The sequence below is a fragment of the Caballeronia sp. GAFFF2 genome (assembly GCF_023631485.1).
Lineage (GTDB): Bacteria > Pseudomonadota > Gammaproteobacteria > Burkholderiales > Burkholderiaceae > Caballeronia.
Map to the genome: position 1 here is coordinate 392,773 of NZ_JALQDA010000009.1, position 17,625 is coordinate 410,397.

Below are 17,625 nucleotides of genomic sequence, written 5' to 3' on the forward strand. Positions count from 1 at the left end.
ATCGCTTCCCCCTATTAAAACCCTGTCCGTGCCGAATAAGAATTAAGCCGTCGAATTCAAATAAACGTGATTCGAGAGCAGGCGCGACTCGCCGACAACAGTGTAAGAACTGTAGTCCTCGCAAGTGACGCGATGGATTCCAGACGCTAAACAAAACGCGCATGGAAGGTCAATTTTTCTGAGCGCGCACGAGTCCATTTATCCGAACAGATCGCCGCTTAGCACGCGAGCATCCCAAATGAATCGACGTGCGCAACTAGAATCAGTCAAAGAGGAACAAGAAGAGATGAATTCCGGCTCGTTATTCGAAGTCTTCGTCCGCAATACAAACCGTGGAGTAGCAGCCTCTTACACCAGTCTACGGGACGGAGAAACCGTCGAACGCACATTGACTCACGTCGAACTGCTCCAGCGTGCCAGAGCGCTGGCAGGGTGGATGAAGCAGAAGGGCTTTTCGGGCAAGCGCGCCATCATGGTGTTCCCGGTTGGCCTGGAGTTCGTGGAAGCGTTTCTGGCGTGTCTCTTGGCGGATGTCATAGCGGTGCCGGTTGCACCGGTGCCGCTCACGGGCGACTCCAACAAGGTTCGGCGAATGCTCGCGATCATGGAGGATTGCCAGCCATCGCTAGTGCTGGGTGTCAGCAAGAGTATCGGCAATTCGGCGCTCTTCGTGGGACGGTATCCCCAATATGGAAACCTGACGTGGCTGGAAGTCGATCGATTCGACGAATGGAATTCGTTGTCCGACTTAAGCTTCGACATGCCGTCTCCCGAAGCAATCGCATTGCTGCAATACACGTCTGGCTCCACGGGCATGCCCAAGGGAGTCATGCTGTCGCACCGAAACATCCTCAGTAATTTGCAGCAATGGGATCAGGGACTGGGGCATGACGACGACAGCAAGCTCGTCTGCTGGGTGCCGCATTACCATGATCTCGGCTTGCTGTACGGCATCCTGTTCCCGATGTATCGATGCATCTCGGCCTATCTGTTGCCGGGCGTTGCGGTCGCGCAGAAGCCATCGCGCTGGCTGCGCGCGATCTCGGATTTCAAAGGCACGCACAGCATGGGGCCCAACTTCATCTACGGGCATTGCTGTGAGCGCATGACAGAGCAGGATTGCGAAGGTCTCGATCTGTCTTCCTGGCGCATGGCGCTCAACGCCGCAGAGCCGATCCACGCCGAAACCGTGGAGCGATTCGCCCGAAAGTTCGGGCCGTTCGGTTTCGATCCTCTCGCCATGACGGCGGCCTACGGTCTGGCCGAAGCGACATGCATCGTCACAGGCCAGAACTGGGATTCGCCATGTCGCATCCTGCGCTTGTCCGACAAGGAACTGCAGCGCAACAAGGTCCGGTTGGCCGGACCGGACGAGACGGCTGCGTCCCTGGTGGCCTGCGGTCAGCCGCTATCGGACACCATCGTGAAGATCATCGATCCCGCAGGCTTGACCGAATGCGCGCCGGACGAGGCCGGGGAAATCTGGGTATCCGGCGACAACGTGGCGAGCGGCTACTGGATGCGGCCCGACGAATCGGCGGCGACGTTCGGCGCCACCCTGCCCAGCGTTCCCGGCAAGGTTTTTCTGCGCACGGGTGACCTCGGTTTCATTCACGAGGGCGAAGTCTTTACGACCGGGCGCATCAAGGATCTCATCATCGTGCGGGGGGCAAACTATTATCCGCAGGATGCTGAAAGCCTCCTCGAGCGCGCCCATCCTGGTTTCGTGCATGGCTCCTGCGCTGTTTTTTCGGTGCTAAAAGAGGGCGAGGAGCGCGTGGTCGTGGTCCAGGAACTCACGCGCGGACATCGCAACGGCCCTTATGAGGAGATGTTCGATGCGATCCGGCGCGCGGTGGGGGCGGCGTTCGATCTCCCGGTGGAATCCATCGCCCTGATACAGCCAGGCACCACGGCCAAGACCTCGAGCGGCAAGATTCAGCGCCGCCAGTCCAGGCAGGCTTTTCTCGACGGTAGTCTGCGGCTCGTCGCAACGTGGAGTCGCGAACGTAACGCGGATGTGCCTGCCGTCGGGACCGCCGCGCCAGCCCAGGCCAACTCGGAGAAAATGGAACGCTTTCTGATCCGGCGTATCGCGGATATTTCGCGGCTTTCGCCAGAAAGCATCCGTGTGGATCGCCCGTTCTCGGAGTACGGACTAGGGTCGCTTGATTCGACGCGCATCGCGGAAGAACTCGCGGTCCACTTCAAGATCGCCGTCTCCCCCGCAATGTTCTACGACCATCCGGATGTCCAGCGGCTGGCGGCGCATCTGGGCAGCCTGGTGCGGACGCCCGCGCCCGCGTCCGGGCAGCCGCGCGTGGCCACGGCATCGCCCGATGCCGACACTCTCGTCGTGGTCGGCATGGCATGCCGGTTTCCGGGTGCGAGTCATCTGGCGGCCTACTGGGAATTGCTGTCGGAAGGACGAAGCGGGGTCGGCACGCGCCGCGAAGCGGATGGCGCAACGCGTCATGGCGGTTTCGTGGACGACGTGGGGCAATTCGACAACGCATTCTTCATGATCACCAATCGCGAAGCGGCGTGTATCGACCCTCAGCAGCGCATGGCGATGCAAGTGGCCTGGAATGCGCTCGAAGATGCCGGCATCATTCCGTCCACGCTAGCCGGAACGGAAACCGGTGTGTTTTTTGGCGCTTCCGCATTCGACTACGGATCGCTTCAGTTGGCGCACAGTGAACTGGACGCTTACAGCAATCAGGGATCGGTGCTGGCGGTCATTGCGAACCGGATTGCCTATCATCTGGATCTGCGCGGCCCGTCGTTCGTCGTCGATACGGCTTGTTCGTCGGCACTGACGGCGGTGCATCTCGCTTGCCGCAGCTTGCGCGAGCGCGAATGCCGTACGGCTCTTGTTGGTGCGGTGAACGTTCTGCTTGCCAAGGACTGGGATATTGGACTGACCAAGGCCGGTATGCTCGCGCCCGACGGTCAGTGCAAGACCTTCGACGCAGCGGCCGACGGCTACGTGCGCAGCGAAGGCTGCGGCGTGCTGGTCGTCAAACGATACGAGGACGCGCTGGCCGACGGTGACCGTATCTATGGTGCCATCCTTGGTACGGCGATCAATCAGGACGGACGCAGCAACGGCCTGACCGCACCCAACGGCAGTGCGCAGGAAGCGCTCGTGTTGCGCGCGCTTGCGGATGCGAAAGTCGACCCGTCCGATCTTCAGTATGTCGAAGCGCACGGCACTGGCACGGCGCTAGGCGATTCCATCGAATGCCGGGCCTTGTCACGCGTTCTGGCGCAGGGCGCCCACCCGGAAGCAAAGCCATGCTATCTGGGGTCGGCCAAGGCAAACGTCGGTCATCTCGAAGCCGCCGCCGGCATGGCCGGACTCATCAAGGCGTTGCTGATGCTGCATCACGGATCCATTCCGATGCAGCGCAATCTGTCGCGGCTCAACCCGCTGCTCGATCTTGGCGCGCGCCTACGGATTTCCCGCACTCGCGTCGATTGGCCTTCGTCGACCGAGGCTAGGCGCTACGCATCGGTGAGCGCCTTCGGCTTTTCCGGTGCAAACGCCTGCGTGGTGGTTGGGGACGCGAGCGATGCAGCTGGGGCGCAGCCCGCGCCGGTACCCTCTTCAGACGTTCTGCCCTTCGTCATGAGCGCTCGCGACAGGGCGGCGCTAGATCGCCTGGCCGTCAGTTATGTCGAGATGCTTTCGACCTTGCCCGCGCAGGATTGGCCCGACTTCACCTACACCAGCAGTTGCCGCCGAACGCCGCAAGATGTCCGTTTCGCAGTCACGGCCGACGGTCCGGCGGCGCTCGCGGCGAAATTGCAGGCTCTGGTCCAGGGTAGCGATGAATACGTATCCAGGCGTGCCGCGCCGAAGATCGCTTTCGTCTACACAGGACAAGGCATGCCGCTGAAGAACGCTGCGCGTGAGTTTCGTCGGATGCCCGTCTTTCAGGATGCCTTGAAGCGTTGCAACGAAGTCTTGCAGCCGGTGCTCGGCATGACGCTCGACGCGTGGCTCTACGAGGACGCTACCGGCCCGCTCACGGGACGGCCCGCCTTGGCGCAACCGGTCCATTTCGCCTTGCAATACGCCATCAGCCAGGTCGTACTGTCGTTCGGCATCCGTGCCGATCTCGCGTTGGGTCACAGCCTCGGCGAGTATGCGGCGCTAGTGACCTGCGGGGCCATGACCCTGGAAGACGCGCTCCGGTTGGTCCTCGTACGCGGCGACCTGTGCGAGAACCGGGTCGCTTCGGGCAGCATGGCAACGGTCTTCTCCGATGAAGATACAGTCCGGCGCGCAATACTGCTCGCAAATGGTCAGGTTGAACTGGCCGCAGTCAATGGCCCGCAACATTGCGTGGTGTCCGGGACCACCGATGCCGTGTCGCAGTTCTGCGCTCGCCTCAAGGAGCAGCGCGGGATAGACTCGCGCAAGTTGCAGGTCGAGCGTCCTTACCATTCGGCTCTTTTGGAGCCGGCTCTACCCGCGCTGATGAACGCCGCCGAGGCGCTGGAACTGCACGCGCCCGAGATTGGCTTCGTTTCCACCGTGACGGGTGGCCTGTGGAATCCGGGAAAGAAGCTTAACGGCCACTACTTTGCGCGTCAGTTGCGTGAACCCGTGCGCTTTGCTGATTCGCTGCAAACGCTGGCACGCGCTGGTATCGACCTGGCAATCGAAATTGGCTCCCGGCCGGTTCTGTGCGCCCTTGGCAAGGCGTGCCTGGGAGATGCTGGCCCTCGCTGGCTGCCGCTGCTGAGGCAAGACGACCGCGACCACGAGAATGTGATCGAAAGCCTGCTGGACGCGATGGGCGCGGGCGCGGACATCGATTGGCGGCCGTTCTTCGACGCATCGTCACGCAAGATTCTGTCCTTGCCGGTGTACGAGTTCGAGAAAGTACAGCACTGGTTCCAGTCGCGTTCTCCGGAGCTGCCTTCGTCCGATGTTCCCGCCGCAACGACGCAATTGCCTACACGATCAGATCCATCGATTCCATTCGTCGGACTGCCGCCTTGGGATGCCGTTGTCCGCCGCGGCGAACAGGCCTTGGACGGCTTCCGCGCTGCCGAGCGCCCGGCGTTGGCGCGCTTTGAGGACATTTGGCAACGTCTAGAAGAGGCCTGCCCGCTGGTCATGGCTGCCTCACTGGCCGAACTGGGACAGTTCCGCCAGCCTGGAGAAACGGCGTCCGCGCAATCCATCTGCAAACGGTTCGGACTCGAAGCCAATCGGCTTGCGCCGCTCGGACAATGGCTAATGACGCTCGAGCAGACCAGCTTCGTCAAGGCGGCCGGAAGTGACGGCCTCTTTCGCAACCTCGTTGCGTTCGATGCGGTGAAGCTGCGCAGCCAGGTCGCCACGCTGTTCGCCACGATCCAGGCGGACGACGACGTTCGACCGTTCGTGGACTATGTAAGGGCGTGCGCCTTCAGTCAGGTCGGGCTGCTCAAGGGCCTGACGAATCCGCTCGACTTGTTGTTCCCTGACGGCCAAACCAGTGTCGCCGACTCGCTTTATCAACTCAATCCTGTATCCAGAATGCAGAACCGTATCGCGGCGGAAGTGCTAGGGGCGCTCGTGACCCGGCACACCGCTTCGCGCCGGACTCCCATGCGCATCCTGGAACTGGGCGCGGGGACCGGCGGCACGACGGCGGCGCTGCTGAAGGCGCTGCCGCAGTCAGGCGTCGTCTATCGCTTCACGGATGTCTCGCACTTCTTCACAGACCGCGCCCGGGCGCACTTCGCCGCTGTGCCGTTCATTGAGTATGGCCTCTTCGATCTCGACAAGGGCTTCGCCGAACAAGGCTATCAAGCGGCTTCTTTCGACCTGATTCTGGCCGCGAACGCTGTGCACGCCGCGAAATACATCGACCGGACGCTGCTGGACCTGCGCCGGCTTCTCGCGCCGGGCGGCGTAACCATGCTCATAGAGGGCACGGTCAATACGCCAATTCAGATGCTGACGCTCGCGCACATCGAGAGCTTTGGCCACTATCAGGACCACCGCAAGGTCAGCAACCTGCCGTTCATGGCGATCGATCAATGGCGGGAGTGTGTGCTAAAGGCCGGTTTCGAGCACTTCAGCGCCATTCCGGGCACGGGCGTTTCGTCCACGGCGTGGCCGCAGAACGTGCTGCTGGCCTTCGCTTCGGAAACCAACGCTGCGTTGCCTCCGGCGGCCGCGCATGGCGCGCCCGCCATTCATCCGCCGGCTGCGGTGGCTAAGAAAGCGCCTAGTTCGGACGCACGGACCGAACCAGGCTTAAGCACCATGGACTCGCTGAAGAGTCTGCTAGCAAAGCTCATCCACGTCGATGCGGCGAGCATCGATCCTCACGCCACCTACATGGAGCTTGGCGTCGATTCCATCGTGCTGCTGGAATTTACGCGCGTCGTCAGTCGGCAGCGTGGCATGAAGCTGACGGTGCCCCAGCTCTTCGAGCACTACCCGAGCCTGGATGCGCTGTCGCGCTTCCTCGATGCGAGGGAGACCAGTCAGGCGCGCTTGCAGGATATCGACGCCGCACAGGAGATTTCATGAGCGGAAGAATTGCGACCTTGCCTGTCCCGAACGACAGCGTCCGCGGGGCCTACCCGTTGACTCCGATGCAGCAGGCTTACTGGATCGGCGAAAAAAACGGCTATCGACTGAACACCGCGGCCAGCCTGTATCGCGGCTTCCGGACGACGGAACTCGATGTGCAGCGGCTGGAGCAGGCACTGCTCGTCCTCATGGTCAACCACCCGGCGCTGCGAACCCGCGTTCATGCGGACAGCACGCAGTCCATCGCCGCTATGCCCGAACGCTACGAGGTGCGCATTCGTGACTTGCGGCATCACGAAGTGGCATTCCAGGAAAGCGTCGCGGGTGGCCGGAAGGACGCGGCGAGCGAGCATCTGCCCGGCATCGACAGCGGCTGCCAGTTCGCCTGCTTCGTCGATCGTGTTCACGACGGCTATCGTGTTCATTTCCTGTTTCGTCTGCTGATCCTGGATGGTTACTCGCTCGCGTTGTTTTTCAACGACCTGACGCACGCGTATAGCGGAAGGGCGATAAACGCGCCGACGGCCGCGTTTCGCGAGTATGCCGAACGGCTGTCTGTGGAAAGGTCCGAGCCGGAGTATCAGCTGTCCCTCGATTACTGGAACGACAAGCTCAAGACACTGCCTTCCGCACCGGATCTGCCCATTCGGGATCTGGATGAAATTCCTGGGAAGTCGGTCTTCCGTCGCCTCCAGATCTGCCTTGAACCGGCCGATGTTCAGCAACTCGGCTCGCAGGCAAGAAAGCTCGGCGTCACGCTCAACGCTCTGCTATGCACGCTGTTCGCGGATGTCCTGCGCATGTGGTCGCGTCATCCGGCCTTCACGTTGAATCTGCTGATTTCCAATCGGCCCGCAGACGATGCGCGCTTCGATCGCACCATTGGCAATTTCAGTAACACCTTGCTGCTGGAAGTGCCCGTAGTCGAAGGCGATTTTCAGGGGCGCGCGCGCGCCTTGCAAAGGCAACTCTTTCGCGAGATCGAATACCGCAAGGTGTCCGGCGTGGACGTGATCCGGATGATGAGCCGTCCGGCGTCCGTGCTGCCGGCCATGCCGGTGGTGTTTGCCAGCACCTTGGGACTCGAGAATGGCTCGATGGCCGCACCGGCCGAACTGGGCTGGCGCACCGACGGCGGCGGCATGAACACGCCTCAGGTATGGCTGGACCATCAGGTCTACATGGATGAAGGCCGTCTGATGCTGAACTGGGATTACGTCGACGGCGTGTTCATGGTCGGCGTGATCGATGAAATGTTCGAGACGTACGGCAACGCGCTGCGTCAACTTCTGGCGCTGGAGGACTCTTCTTCGCTCGTTCCGAGTCTGCCCGAGACCGCGCTTGCCGCCCGCCGCCTCGCGAATCAGACCGCACGGGTGCTGCCTCAGGGACTGTTGCATGACTTCTTCCACGCGGCGTGTGTTGCTTATCCCGAGCAAACCGCGCTGATCGCGTCCCGCGTCGAGATCAGCTACCGCGAGTTGTTTCACAGAACCACGCATTTGGCGGCGACATTGCGGCGCCTGGGCGTGTGCGCCAATGACCTCGTTGCCATCGTGGCACGGCGGAGCTGGCGTCAGGTGGCCGCGGTCATTGCCACGGTGCAGTCTGGCGGCGCGTACCTTCCTGTCGCCCATGACCTTCCCCGGGCACGAAAGCAGTGGTTGATCCAGCAGCCGGGCGTCAGGGTCGTTTTAGGCGAGCGGGAATGCGTTGCTAGTCTGAGCGTCCCGGCGGACGTGATAGTGCTGGCGCTCGAGGACGTGCTGCCGGACGAAGCGCCCACCGAGGCCGTCACACTGGCCAACGTTCAGCATCCGCACGATCTGGCCTATGTGATATTCACCTCCGGATCGACGGGCCAGCCGAAGGGCGTTGCCATTGATCATCGCGGGGCTGTCAACACGCTCCAGGACGTCATCGCGCGGTTTGGCCTAGACACGCACGATCGCGTCATAGGTCTCTCGGCCTTCAATTTCGATCTCTCTGTCTACGATATCTTCGCCACTCTGGGCCGGGGCGCAACGCTGGTGCTGCCGCCTTACGGCGACGGCCCGTCTCCCGCCGATTGGGCCAAATGTCTTCAGGAGCATGGCGTCACCGTCTGGAACAGCGTGCCCGCGCTATTGGAAATGCTGCTCGAAGTATCGGCAGGTCAGGCGGCCGCGGTTTTTGCGAGTTTGCGGCTGATCATGCTGAGCGGCGATTGGATTCCGGTATCCCTGCCGGGGCGCATGGCCGCCGTCGCGCCGAACGCGACGTTTGTCAGCATGGGCGGAGCCACCGAAGCCTCGATCTGGTCGAACTATTTCATCATCGATACGGTGAACCCGGCGTGGCGGAGTATTCCATACGGATGGCCGCTTTCGAACCAAAGTTTCCACGTGCTCGACGACGCCTTGCAGGCCCGGCCCGCGTACGCCGTCGGCGAGCTGTATATCGGCGGCATCGGTTTGGCGCAGGGCTACTACCGGGACCCGGAACGGACTAGTCAGAGCTTCATCACGCATCCTCAGACCGGTGAACGTCTCTACAAGACGTCGGACCTCGGCCGCTACCGTTCGGACGGCTGTCTGGAGTTTCTCGGGCGCAACGACACCCAAGTCAAGATTCATGGGCATCGCATGGAATTGGGCGAGATCGACGCTGTGCTCGAACGATGCCCCGGCGTGCGTAGCGCCGCGTCGCTAGTCAAGACTGTCGGTGAACAGCACGGGCTGCAACTGCTGGCATTCTACGTTCGCGATCGCGCTGTTCCAGAGCGCGCTGTAGCAATCGAGACATCGATACGACAGCACTTGAGCGATTTGCTGCCCCAGTACATGGTGCCCAGTTTGCTCGTTGAAATCGATCATATGCCCGTGACGGCCAACGGAAAGATCGACCGCGCCGCATTGGGTCAAAAAGCAGCCGTGCTACAGATAACAAGTACGGAAAAAATCTTGCCTCGCAACGACACCGAGCGTGCCTTGTCGAGCCTTTGGGAAGGCTTGCTGGGTATCGAAAGTCCCGGCGTTCACGACGACTTCTTCGCGCTGGGCGGCAGTTCGCTGCTAGCGGTGCGCCTGCTCAACGCTATCGCGGTCGAGTTCGGGCAAAGCTTGTCGCTGGCCTCGCTGCTGCGTCACGGCACGATCGCGGCCCAAGCCGGATTAATCCGCGAAAGCGCCCCGCAAGATCATGCCCGGAGTGCCGGTTCAAACCTTCCACGAAAAGCGGTGGTGTGCATTCGGGACGCGGCTCCTGAGTCTGATTCGCGGGATGTGCTGGTCGCTGTTCATCCAGTAGGCGGCAACATCTTGTGCTACCGGGAACTGCTGGACTACGTTCCCGCGGACATGACTGTGATCGGCATCCAGTCGCGCGGCGACGGCGTCGCAAGGACGGTGACGGGTATGGCCGCCAGTTATTCCGAGGAATTGGCTAGCCACATTTCTTCCAATGCCCGAATCTCGCTGTGGGGATGGTCCATGGGCGGCGCCATAGCGCAAGAAATGGCACGTTTGCTGGAGAACGCCGGCGCGACGGTCGCGAACCTGATCATGATCGACAGTTGGGTCGGGAATCCAGCTCTCGATCGTACGGTGCTGGAAGGGCATCGACTCTTGGAGAATTTCGCTCGCGATCTGCTACAGACGCAGGACAGTCCGAAAGACCTGGAATCGCTGCTGTCGTTGCCTGAGGCCCGGAGGTTGCAGGCAGTCAGGTCGATGCTCGACGAGGCGGGCGGTGTGCGCTTGTCGGCGGCCGATTTCGACAGCCTTCTGGCCGAGCATCGGGCGAACTTCAACGCGCTGATTCGTCACCGGCCGCAAGCAACCCGTGTCGCACCGGTGCAGTTTCGCGCGACGCGACTCTCCGACTTCCCCTTCCTCGTGCCTTTCCCGGCGTCAATTGGCAATGCGGCCGCGCCAGGAGCGACGATCGATCTCGACGAAACCCATTTTTCGATTGTCCGCGGCGAGTGTCTTCGCCGAATCACGGATATGACTCTTGGTAGCAAAAACCTCGCATGAACCATCGATCATCTTTCATCAATACCGTGGACACGCTCGTCATCGGCGCCGGGCAAGCTGGTCTGGTCACGAGTTATCACCTTCGTTCGCACGGCATCGAGCATCTTGTCATCGAGAGCGAAGGCCGGCCGGCCCACAAATGGACGGATCGTCTTTGGGACTCCTTTACCCTCGTAACACCCAACTGGACATTCCGGATTCCTGGCGCGGAGTACGACGGGACCGATCCTCACGGGTTCATGACCAAGGCCGAAGTGGCGGCTCGTTTCAAGGCTTACGTTGCGAAGTATCAATTGCCCGTGCTTTACAACACCCGGGTGCTGTCAGTGACCGCGGGCGTGGACGACGACTTCGAAGTGGAGACCAATGCCGGCAAAATGCGGGCGAAGCAGGTGGTCATGGCCACGGGCCTGTTTCAGACATCTCGCATTCCTTCGTTTGAACGGGGCTTTTCCAGCCACGTCCGTCAACTGCATTCCAGCGAATACAAGAACCCTGAGCAGCTGGGACGAGGGGCCGTGCTCGTGGTCGGAAGTTCCCAATCTGGCGCCCAAATTGCCGACGAAATCAATCGCAGCAACCGGAAGGTATTCCTGTGCGTCGGCGAGTCGGGCCGGGCGCCGCGGCGGTATCGCGGCAAGGATAGTTCGGAGTGGCTGGAACTGCTTGGCCTTGCGGATAAAACAGTGGACCAGTTGATGTCGCCGGGAATCAAGTTCGCGGCCAACCCGCACATTGTCGGCCGATCGGATGGCCGCGATATCAATCTGCACCGCTTCCACCGCGACGGCATCACGCTACTGGGCCGGCTGATGGACGTGCGCAATAGCACAATTTATCTTGCGCCGGACCTGCACCGGAATCTGAAACTGGCCGACGAGTTCGAGAAATCGCTTCTCGAGCAAATCGATCAGTACATCGCAGAGCATCGACTCGACTGCGAATCGCAACGCTTGACGCAGTGGAAGGATGGTTTCGAGTGCGAGCAACTTTCTTCGCTCGACGCCACGCGAGAGGGCATCGAAACCGTCATCTGGGCAACAGGTTACCGGTTCGACTTCAGTTTGGTGGACTTCCCGGTGTTTGACGAGGACGGATATCCCGTCCAGAAGCGCGGCGTCACCGCACAGCCAGGCCTCTACTTCGTCGGACTGCCGTGGTTGTACAAGCAGAAGTCCGGCCTTCTGGGCGGCGTGGGCGACGACGCGGCGCACGTGGTGTCCGAGATCGTGCGGCGCACGTCTGCCGTAAGACACGGTTGATGCTTCATCACCGTCCTAATTCATACAGATCACACAAAAGGTGGAGATGCCTGAGTATCAAGATACGGCGGCACGGTTATCCGTGCCCGATCCGAACGACGCTGCTGCTTCCGCAGTTTCGGCCCAGCGGCGCGATGGCCGCCGGAAGAACCGGTTGATCATCGGCGCGGTCGTCGTTGCGGCTTTGATGGTTGCGGCACGCATGGCATGGCGAAGTCACTATTTCGAGGAAACGGACAACGCTTTTCTCGACGGCAACATTACCTTCGTTTCACCGCGTATCGCCGGCACGGTGAGCAGGGTTCTCATTAAAGAAAATCAACGAGTGAGCGCCGGGGACCTGATGATCCAACTCGACAAATCCGATCAGGAAATCAAGGTCCGCGAGGTCCAGGCCCAGTTCGTGGAAATCGATGCGCAAAGCAAGCAGGTGGAAGCGCAGATCCGGAAATCGACCGCCGAGGTCCAATCTGCCAGGGCAGAGGTCGAGCGCGCCGAGGCGCAAGCACGCCGGGCGCGCACCGACGCGGCGCGCTACAAGACCGTGTTCACCGAGGAAATGCGGGCGGTGTCAAGGCAAGAGCTGGATAATGCGGTGGCCGCCGCCGACGTGGCTGCCGCCGAGTTGCTTGAAAAGAAGGAACGACAATCCGCGGCGCAGGCCGGCATGGCCTCGGCCGTCGCGTCTAGAGACATCCTGCTCGCCAAGAAAAGTGGGCTGCTCGTTCAACTTCAGGACGCGCAACTTCAACTGAGCTACAACGACATCCATGCGCCAGTCAGCGGCGTCGTAGGCAGGAAGAACGTGGAGGTCGGATCCCGGATCGCGCTAGGTCAGCAGGTGCTTGCCATCGTGCAGGACCATGTGTGGGTCAATGCAAATTTCAAGGAAACCCAGCTTGGCCAACTGGTGCCGGGGCAGACTGCGACCGTTCACGTGGATGCCTTTCCGGCGCACGATTTCGTCGGGCATATCGAGAGCTTCTCGCCCGCGTCCGGCAATCAGTTCGCGCTGCTGCCGCCGGACAACGCAACCGGTAACTTCACCAAGATCGTTCAGCGCGTTCCCGTGCGAATTGCGCTGGAGCCGGCCTCCGTCGATGCCTACAAGTCGCGTCTTGCGCCGGGCATGTCCGCAGTCGTGGAGATTGATCTTCGGCAGGGTCGCCCCGCGCATCCTGCCGCAGCAGCCAGTCATCAAGGGCGCTCATGAAGACCGTCGGCACCGATATGTTCCAAAGCGGCCCCGGCAAGCCGTCATCACCAGACCCGCTTACCGACGATGCGGCGTTGCGTCGGACGTGGGTGGCGGTCTCCGCCGCGATTCTCGGCGTATTCATGTCCATTCTGGACATCCAGATCACCAATGCATCGCTCAAGGACATCTTCGGCTCACTGTCCGCCACACAGGACGAAGGCTCGTGGATGTCCACCGCCTATCTGGCGGCCGAGGTGACGGTCATTCCAGTGACGGCCTTTTTCATGACCGTTCTTGGTCTCCGTATGTACATGCTGGCCAGCGGATTTTTTTTCCTCGTCTTTTCCACCTTGTGTGGCTATGCGTGGAATCTGGAAAGCATGATCGTCTTTCGCATGCTGCAGGGCCTGGCGGGCGGCGCGCTGATTCCGATGGCCATGACGCTGCTGTTGACGCGCCTTCCGCCGGCCAGCCGCCCGACAGGACTTGCGTGGCTGATGCTTTCCACCACCTTGGCGCCGGCCTTCGGTCCGACTATCGGCGGCGTGCTGACGAGTATGTATGGCTGGCCGTCGATCTTTTTCATCAACTGGGGGCCGGGCATCCTGTTGCTGATTGGCCTTGCCCACGGGCTCGACCACGATGCGGGCAAGGCCGGTGCGCTCCGGCAAGCCGACTGGGTGTCCATCGCGACAATGACGGTCGGGCTGGTCTCGCTGATCGTCTTCCTCGAAGAAGGCAACACGCGCGACTGGTTCGACTCGCGCTTCGTTCAGGTCTTCTTCGGGCTGGCGCTGGTGAACCTGAGCATCTGGATATACAGGATGTTCTCGCGCACGAGCCCTTACGTGAACCTGCGACTCTACGCGCGCCGGAATTTCGGCGTGTCGTCCATCGTCGGCGCCACGAGCGGCATGGCGCTGTACGGGTCGACATTTCTGCTGCCGTTGTTTCTCTCGCAGATCGCGGGCTACAACTCCTTCCAGATAGGCCTGGTCATCATGTGGATGGGGCTGCCACAAATATTTCTGATGCCTGTCGTGGCCAGGTTCGCAAAAGTCTACGACAACCGTCTAATTTGCGCGCTGGGTCTGATTCTGTTCGCCGTATCGTCGTTTATGAATACCAACATGACGGCGGACACCATGCGCGACCAATTAGTGGCCTCGCAACTGTTCAGAGGTCTGGGTCAGCCGATGATCGTGTTGACCTTGTCCAATTTCGCCACGGCCCGGATGGAACTGACCAACATGTCCTCGGCGTCCAGCCTGTTCAATATGTCGCGAATACTGGGTGGCGCCGTCGGGACCGCAATTCTCGCGACATTACTCACTACGCGGGAGAAATACCATTCGATGCGCCTTGGTGAATCGGTTTCTTTTTTTTCGAACAGTGTGCTTGAGCGAATCGGGCGTTTGTCGTCCAGCTTTCTGCAAAGTGTTGCGGACTCGTCCAGTGCGACCAATCAGGCTTTCGCGGCGATTTCGCATGTTGTGCGCCGGGAGGCGTACGTCATGGCCTATAACGACTGTTTCTTCGTCCTGGGTGTCGTGTTGAGTGCGTCGGCCGTGGTCATCTGGCTGGCAGATAGAGTGGTTTCTGGAACGGGAAAATGAGCATCCGCAAGAACAAGTACCAGCTTCTTTTGTTGACGCTCGCGTTGTCGCAAGCGGGTTGTTCCACGGGTCCGCTGACTCCCATCGAAGGACCTGTCAACGCGCCGCAGCAGTTCAAGGGTGACTTCAACGGCGAGCGTATTCAGGGCAAGTGGTGGGAAAACTATCACGACCCAGTCCTCAACCAACTCGTGAAAACGAGCTTGCGGGACAATCCCAATCTGGGTGTCGTATATGCCCGATTGCGTGCTGCCCGCGAACAGGTCAATGCCGTCTCGTCCACATCACTACCGCGTCTTGATGCCGACGCCGGCATTGGCTACTCTCGCACTTCGCCTAATACCCCGTTCGGCCTAGCGCTTGGGCAGCAATCGATCAAAGGCAGCCAGTATTCGATCGAAACCAGAGCCTCCTGGGAACCGGACCTGTGGGGACGCGTGGCCAATGCCGTGAAGACAGCCAATACCCGGGTCGAGTTGGCGAAGATCGACATCGATTCGTACATGTTGATTCTCTGTTCCGAAGTGGTTCAGTTTTATTGGCAGATGCGCTCGGCGGAGGCGGATCTGGCATTCCTGCAAGCTGTTCAGCGCTCACATGCCGAAACTGTTGGCCTGCTGACAACGCGCTATCGCGGTGGATTGGAGGGAGAACTCGACTTGGCCCGGGCCCGCGCCGAACTGGCGAACTCCACGGCCGACATGGAAGAAGCGCGCAAGCGGCGCGAGTTGAACGAGCACAGCCTCGCTACTCTGACCGCGCGGCCGGTGGCGGAGTTTTCCGTGCCGGCGATTCATCACGACGAGGCCACCGCCGACTGGCTTCCGCCACCGCCGCCGCGTATGGCTCCTGGCGCGCCCGCGACGATCCTTTCGCGACGTCCTGATCTGGCAGCGAGTGCGCAGGACATCCGGGCGGCGATTGCCGATCGAAACATCGCTGAAACGGCGTTTTACCCGACGATCAAACTGACGGGAGATTTTGGATTCGCGTCCAGGGATCTTGGTTCGCTGCTCAGCGGTCAACAGTTGTCATTCGGCCCCCTGGCCATCTCCTTGCCGATTTTTGACGGCGGCAGGAACAAGGCAAACCTCGCGGCGGCGGATGCGCGCTACCAAGAGGCTGTGGCATCGCACAAGAGCAAGCTGTTGCTGGCGCTGAAAGAAGTCGACGATGCGCTGACTGAAATCGCGACGAACGAAACCGCTGTGACGGGACGACAGCAAGCGCTCGATGCTGCCAGACGAGCAATTGCAGTCGCCAAGGCCCGTCAGAAGAGTGGCTTGACCAACTACCTGGATGTGCTGGAGTCGGAGCGCACGATGCTGACCATCGAACGAGCCAGCCTGCAAAACCGCATGCGGGCACTCGTCGCTAGCGTCGAACTAGTGCGTGCGGTAGGCGGGGGATGGGACGCAGGGAGTGCGGTAACTCCCGGCCAGTTGGAGTGATGGCGTCGCCAGGATGCGCGTTGAGGCGCCTCCTGGCGACGCGACGCTTCTACGACGATGCCAACGGCTTCGCCTTCTGGGCGGCGATCTTCTCCACAAGACCTGCGAGCCAGCACATGGGACACCCCTTGAGCAGGAAGAGGGCGGTGACAAAGCAAACCATGGAAAACAGCTTCACTGCCGAGGCGGAAAAAATCAGGAAATACATGCCCGCGCCGATGAGAAGGAGCGCTAGAACTCCCCTCAACAGATGAATGGTGATAGATCGACTGCAATACATGGATGCCTCCGAAATGAGTGTTGTCGATGCGTCTTCGGGAAGATTCGAACGGAGTTCGTTATCCCTTAAGTCTTCGGCCCACCATCGCGCACATTGGACAAAAACCGACGAAACCCATCACGACGAACGACACGCCCGCAACGACAAGCAGCCACTTGAGCCACGGCTCCATAGGGATGACGAACGCGACGATGGCGACAGCCACGCCAACGCAGGTTCGAAGGGCACGCTCCCACAGAGGCAGGTTTTTCTGAAAAAAAAGTGCAGACATATGCGTTTGTTCTCTTGTTCGATTAATGAGTTAAGACGGCAAGCTTTCTGTTGAGATGTGTGCGAAAAAGCTAAATTGAAGCTATCTTGAGCAGCTGATTCTGCGCCGATGGGAATACTTGCGCTCGCAAGAAATACATTTGCCACTTGCCAGCAAATCCGCTTGAAATTCGTTATGCGAAGCAAATATTCAATGCTAAGGATATGCGTCATACATGAACGATGTCAATGAGTTGATCGCGATCTTATTATGAGATAAAAAATGATTAGGTATTCTTATATACGTCATTTTTATCGATAGGAAAGGGAGATTGCCAGGGCGCACGCAAACTCGGCGATTCGCGGATTTTCACCACCTGTGTTGTCGCCGATGTTTGCTTTAGTCAAGGCAAGGCACGCATCGCCGACGTTGCGCTCGACTCGAGAATTGCTCGTTAGCATCAGGCGGCAATCGGCCGCCTAAACTCTTTGCCGAGATAAAAAACGTCAGGCAGGTCAAAGGACGATCTACCCTATAGCTCTTTCAATTCCCGGATTGTGTCGCAGCAAGTTCGGAAGAGGTCGGGTCGGCCTTAAGCCACGTCATCAACATTTCATCGATTGGCGGCTAACGGGCGGCGGCCGGTTCGGTCGTGTATTCATCGACAAAGTTCGCGGTCGAAGGCATCACGGAAGCCATGCATGCCAAATTGGAGCCGCTGGACAGTCACACGACAGTGGTCGAGTTGGGCTATCTCCGCCCGGAGTTTCTTGATACGTCCTCGCTGCTCGCCACGCCCGACGTGATCGATAAGTACTACGAAACCTCGGGCGCAGTTCGACGCACGACATTAGAATATGCCCGCTACACGCATGTCGAGGCCAATTTGAAATGTCCGATATCCGGCTAAATTGAAATGTCCGGTTTGGGATCGGTTCCTGCTTCCAAAGAAGACAGTTTCCCCACCGAGGCTGCCCGCATTTCGGCACTTCTGAGCATCATCGCGTT

At 60.2% G+C, this 17,625-nt stretch carries 8 protein-coding genes and 1 pseudogene; 7 read left to right on the top strand and 2 right to left on the bottom strand.

What is annotated here, in order from left to right; translation table 11 throughout:
* The first annotated feature begins 238 nt into the window (after nt 1-238).
* The 6 genes from NCT04_RS07255 to NCT04_RS07280 are packed head-to-tail and all read left to right on the top strand — an operon-like array spanning nt 239 to nt 16,087.
* The gene (locus tag NCT04_RS07255; protein ID WP_250464666.1) at nt 239-6,541 is read left to right on the top strand and encodes a type I polyketide synthase; all 6,303 of its coding nucleotides are present in this window, start codon (nt 239-241) and stop codon (nt 6,539-6,541) included.
* The gene (locus tag NCT04_RS07260) at nt 6,538-10,560 is read left to right on the top strand and encodes a non-ribosomal peptide synthetase (RefSeq protein WP_250464668.1); all 4,023 of its coding nucleotides are present in this window, start codon (nt 6,538-6,540) and stop codon (nt 10,558-10,560) included. The genes NCT04_RS07255 and NCT04_RS07260 overlap by 4 nt, the downstream gene beginning before the upstream one ends.
* Entirely contained in the window at nt 10,557-11,822 is a 1,266-nt protein-coding gene (locus tag NCT04_RS07265) for a flavin-containing monooxygenase (RefSeq protein WP_250464670.1), read from the top strand. Before NCT04_RS07260 ends, NCT04_RS07265 begins: the two co-directional genes overlap by 4 nt.
* 46 nt (nt 11,823-11,868) lie before the next feature.
* A complete protein-coding gene (locus tag NCT04_RS07270) occupies nt 11,869-13,035 on the top strand; it encodes an HlyD family secretion protein (protein ID WP_250464672.1) in 1,167 nt (388 codons plus the stop codon).
* Nucleotides 13,032-14,636, top strand: coding sequence for a DHA2 family efflux MFS transporter permease subunit (locus NCT04_RS07275; RefSeq protein ID WP_250464674.1), 1,605 nt, complete (start codon nt 13,032-13,034; stop codon nt 14,634-14,636). Before NCT04_RS07270 ends, NCT04_RS07275 begins: the two co-directional genes overlap by 4 nt.
* The gene (locus tag NCT04_RS07280) at nt 14,633-16,087 is read left to right on the top strand and encodes an efflux transporter outer membrane subunit (RefSeq protein ID WP_250464676.1); all 1,455 of its coding nucleotides are present in this window, start codon (nt 14,633-14,635) and stop codon (nt 16,085-16,087) included. The genes NCT04_RS07275 and NCT04_RS07280 overlap by 4 nt, the downstream gene beginning before the upstream one ends.
* Nucleotides 16,088-16,136: 49 nt before the next feature.
* Here the strand turns inward: NCT04_RS07280 and NCT04_RS07285 are convergent, their stop codons facing one another.
* Together NCT04_RS07285 and NCT04_RS34680 are read right to left on the bottom strand one after the other, a co-directional pair.
* Nucleotides 16,137-16,295, bottom strand: coding sequence for a hypothetical protein (locus NCT04_RS07285; RefSeq protein WP_250464678.1), 159 nt, complete (start codon nt 16,293-16,295; stop codon nt 16,137-16,139).
* 130 nt (nt 16,296-16,425) lie between these two features.
* Nucleotides 16,426-16,638: a YgaP family membrane protein gene (locus tag NCT04_RS34680; RefSeq protein WP_250525807.1), complete on the bottom strand. Its 213-nt coding sequence runs from the start codon at nt 16,636-16,638 to the stop codon at nt 16,426-16,428.
* A gap of 577 nt (nt 16,639-17,215) precedes the next feature.
* Between NCT04_RS34680 and NCT04_RS07290 the strand changes: the two are divergent.
* Nucleotides 17,216-17,461, top strand: a pseudogene (locus tag NCT04_RS07290) (SDR family NAD(P)-dependent oxidoreductase); the annotation flags it as partial.
* Between the last annotated feature and the right edge of the window lie 164 nt (nt 17,462-17,625).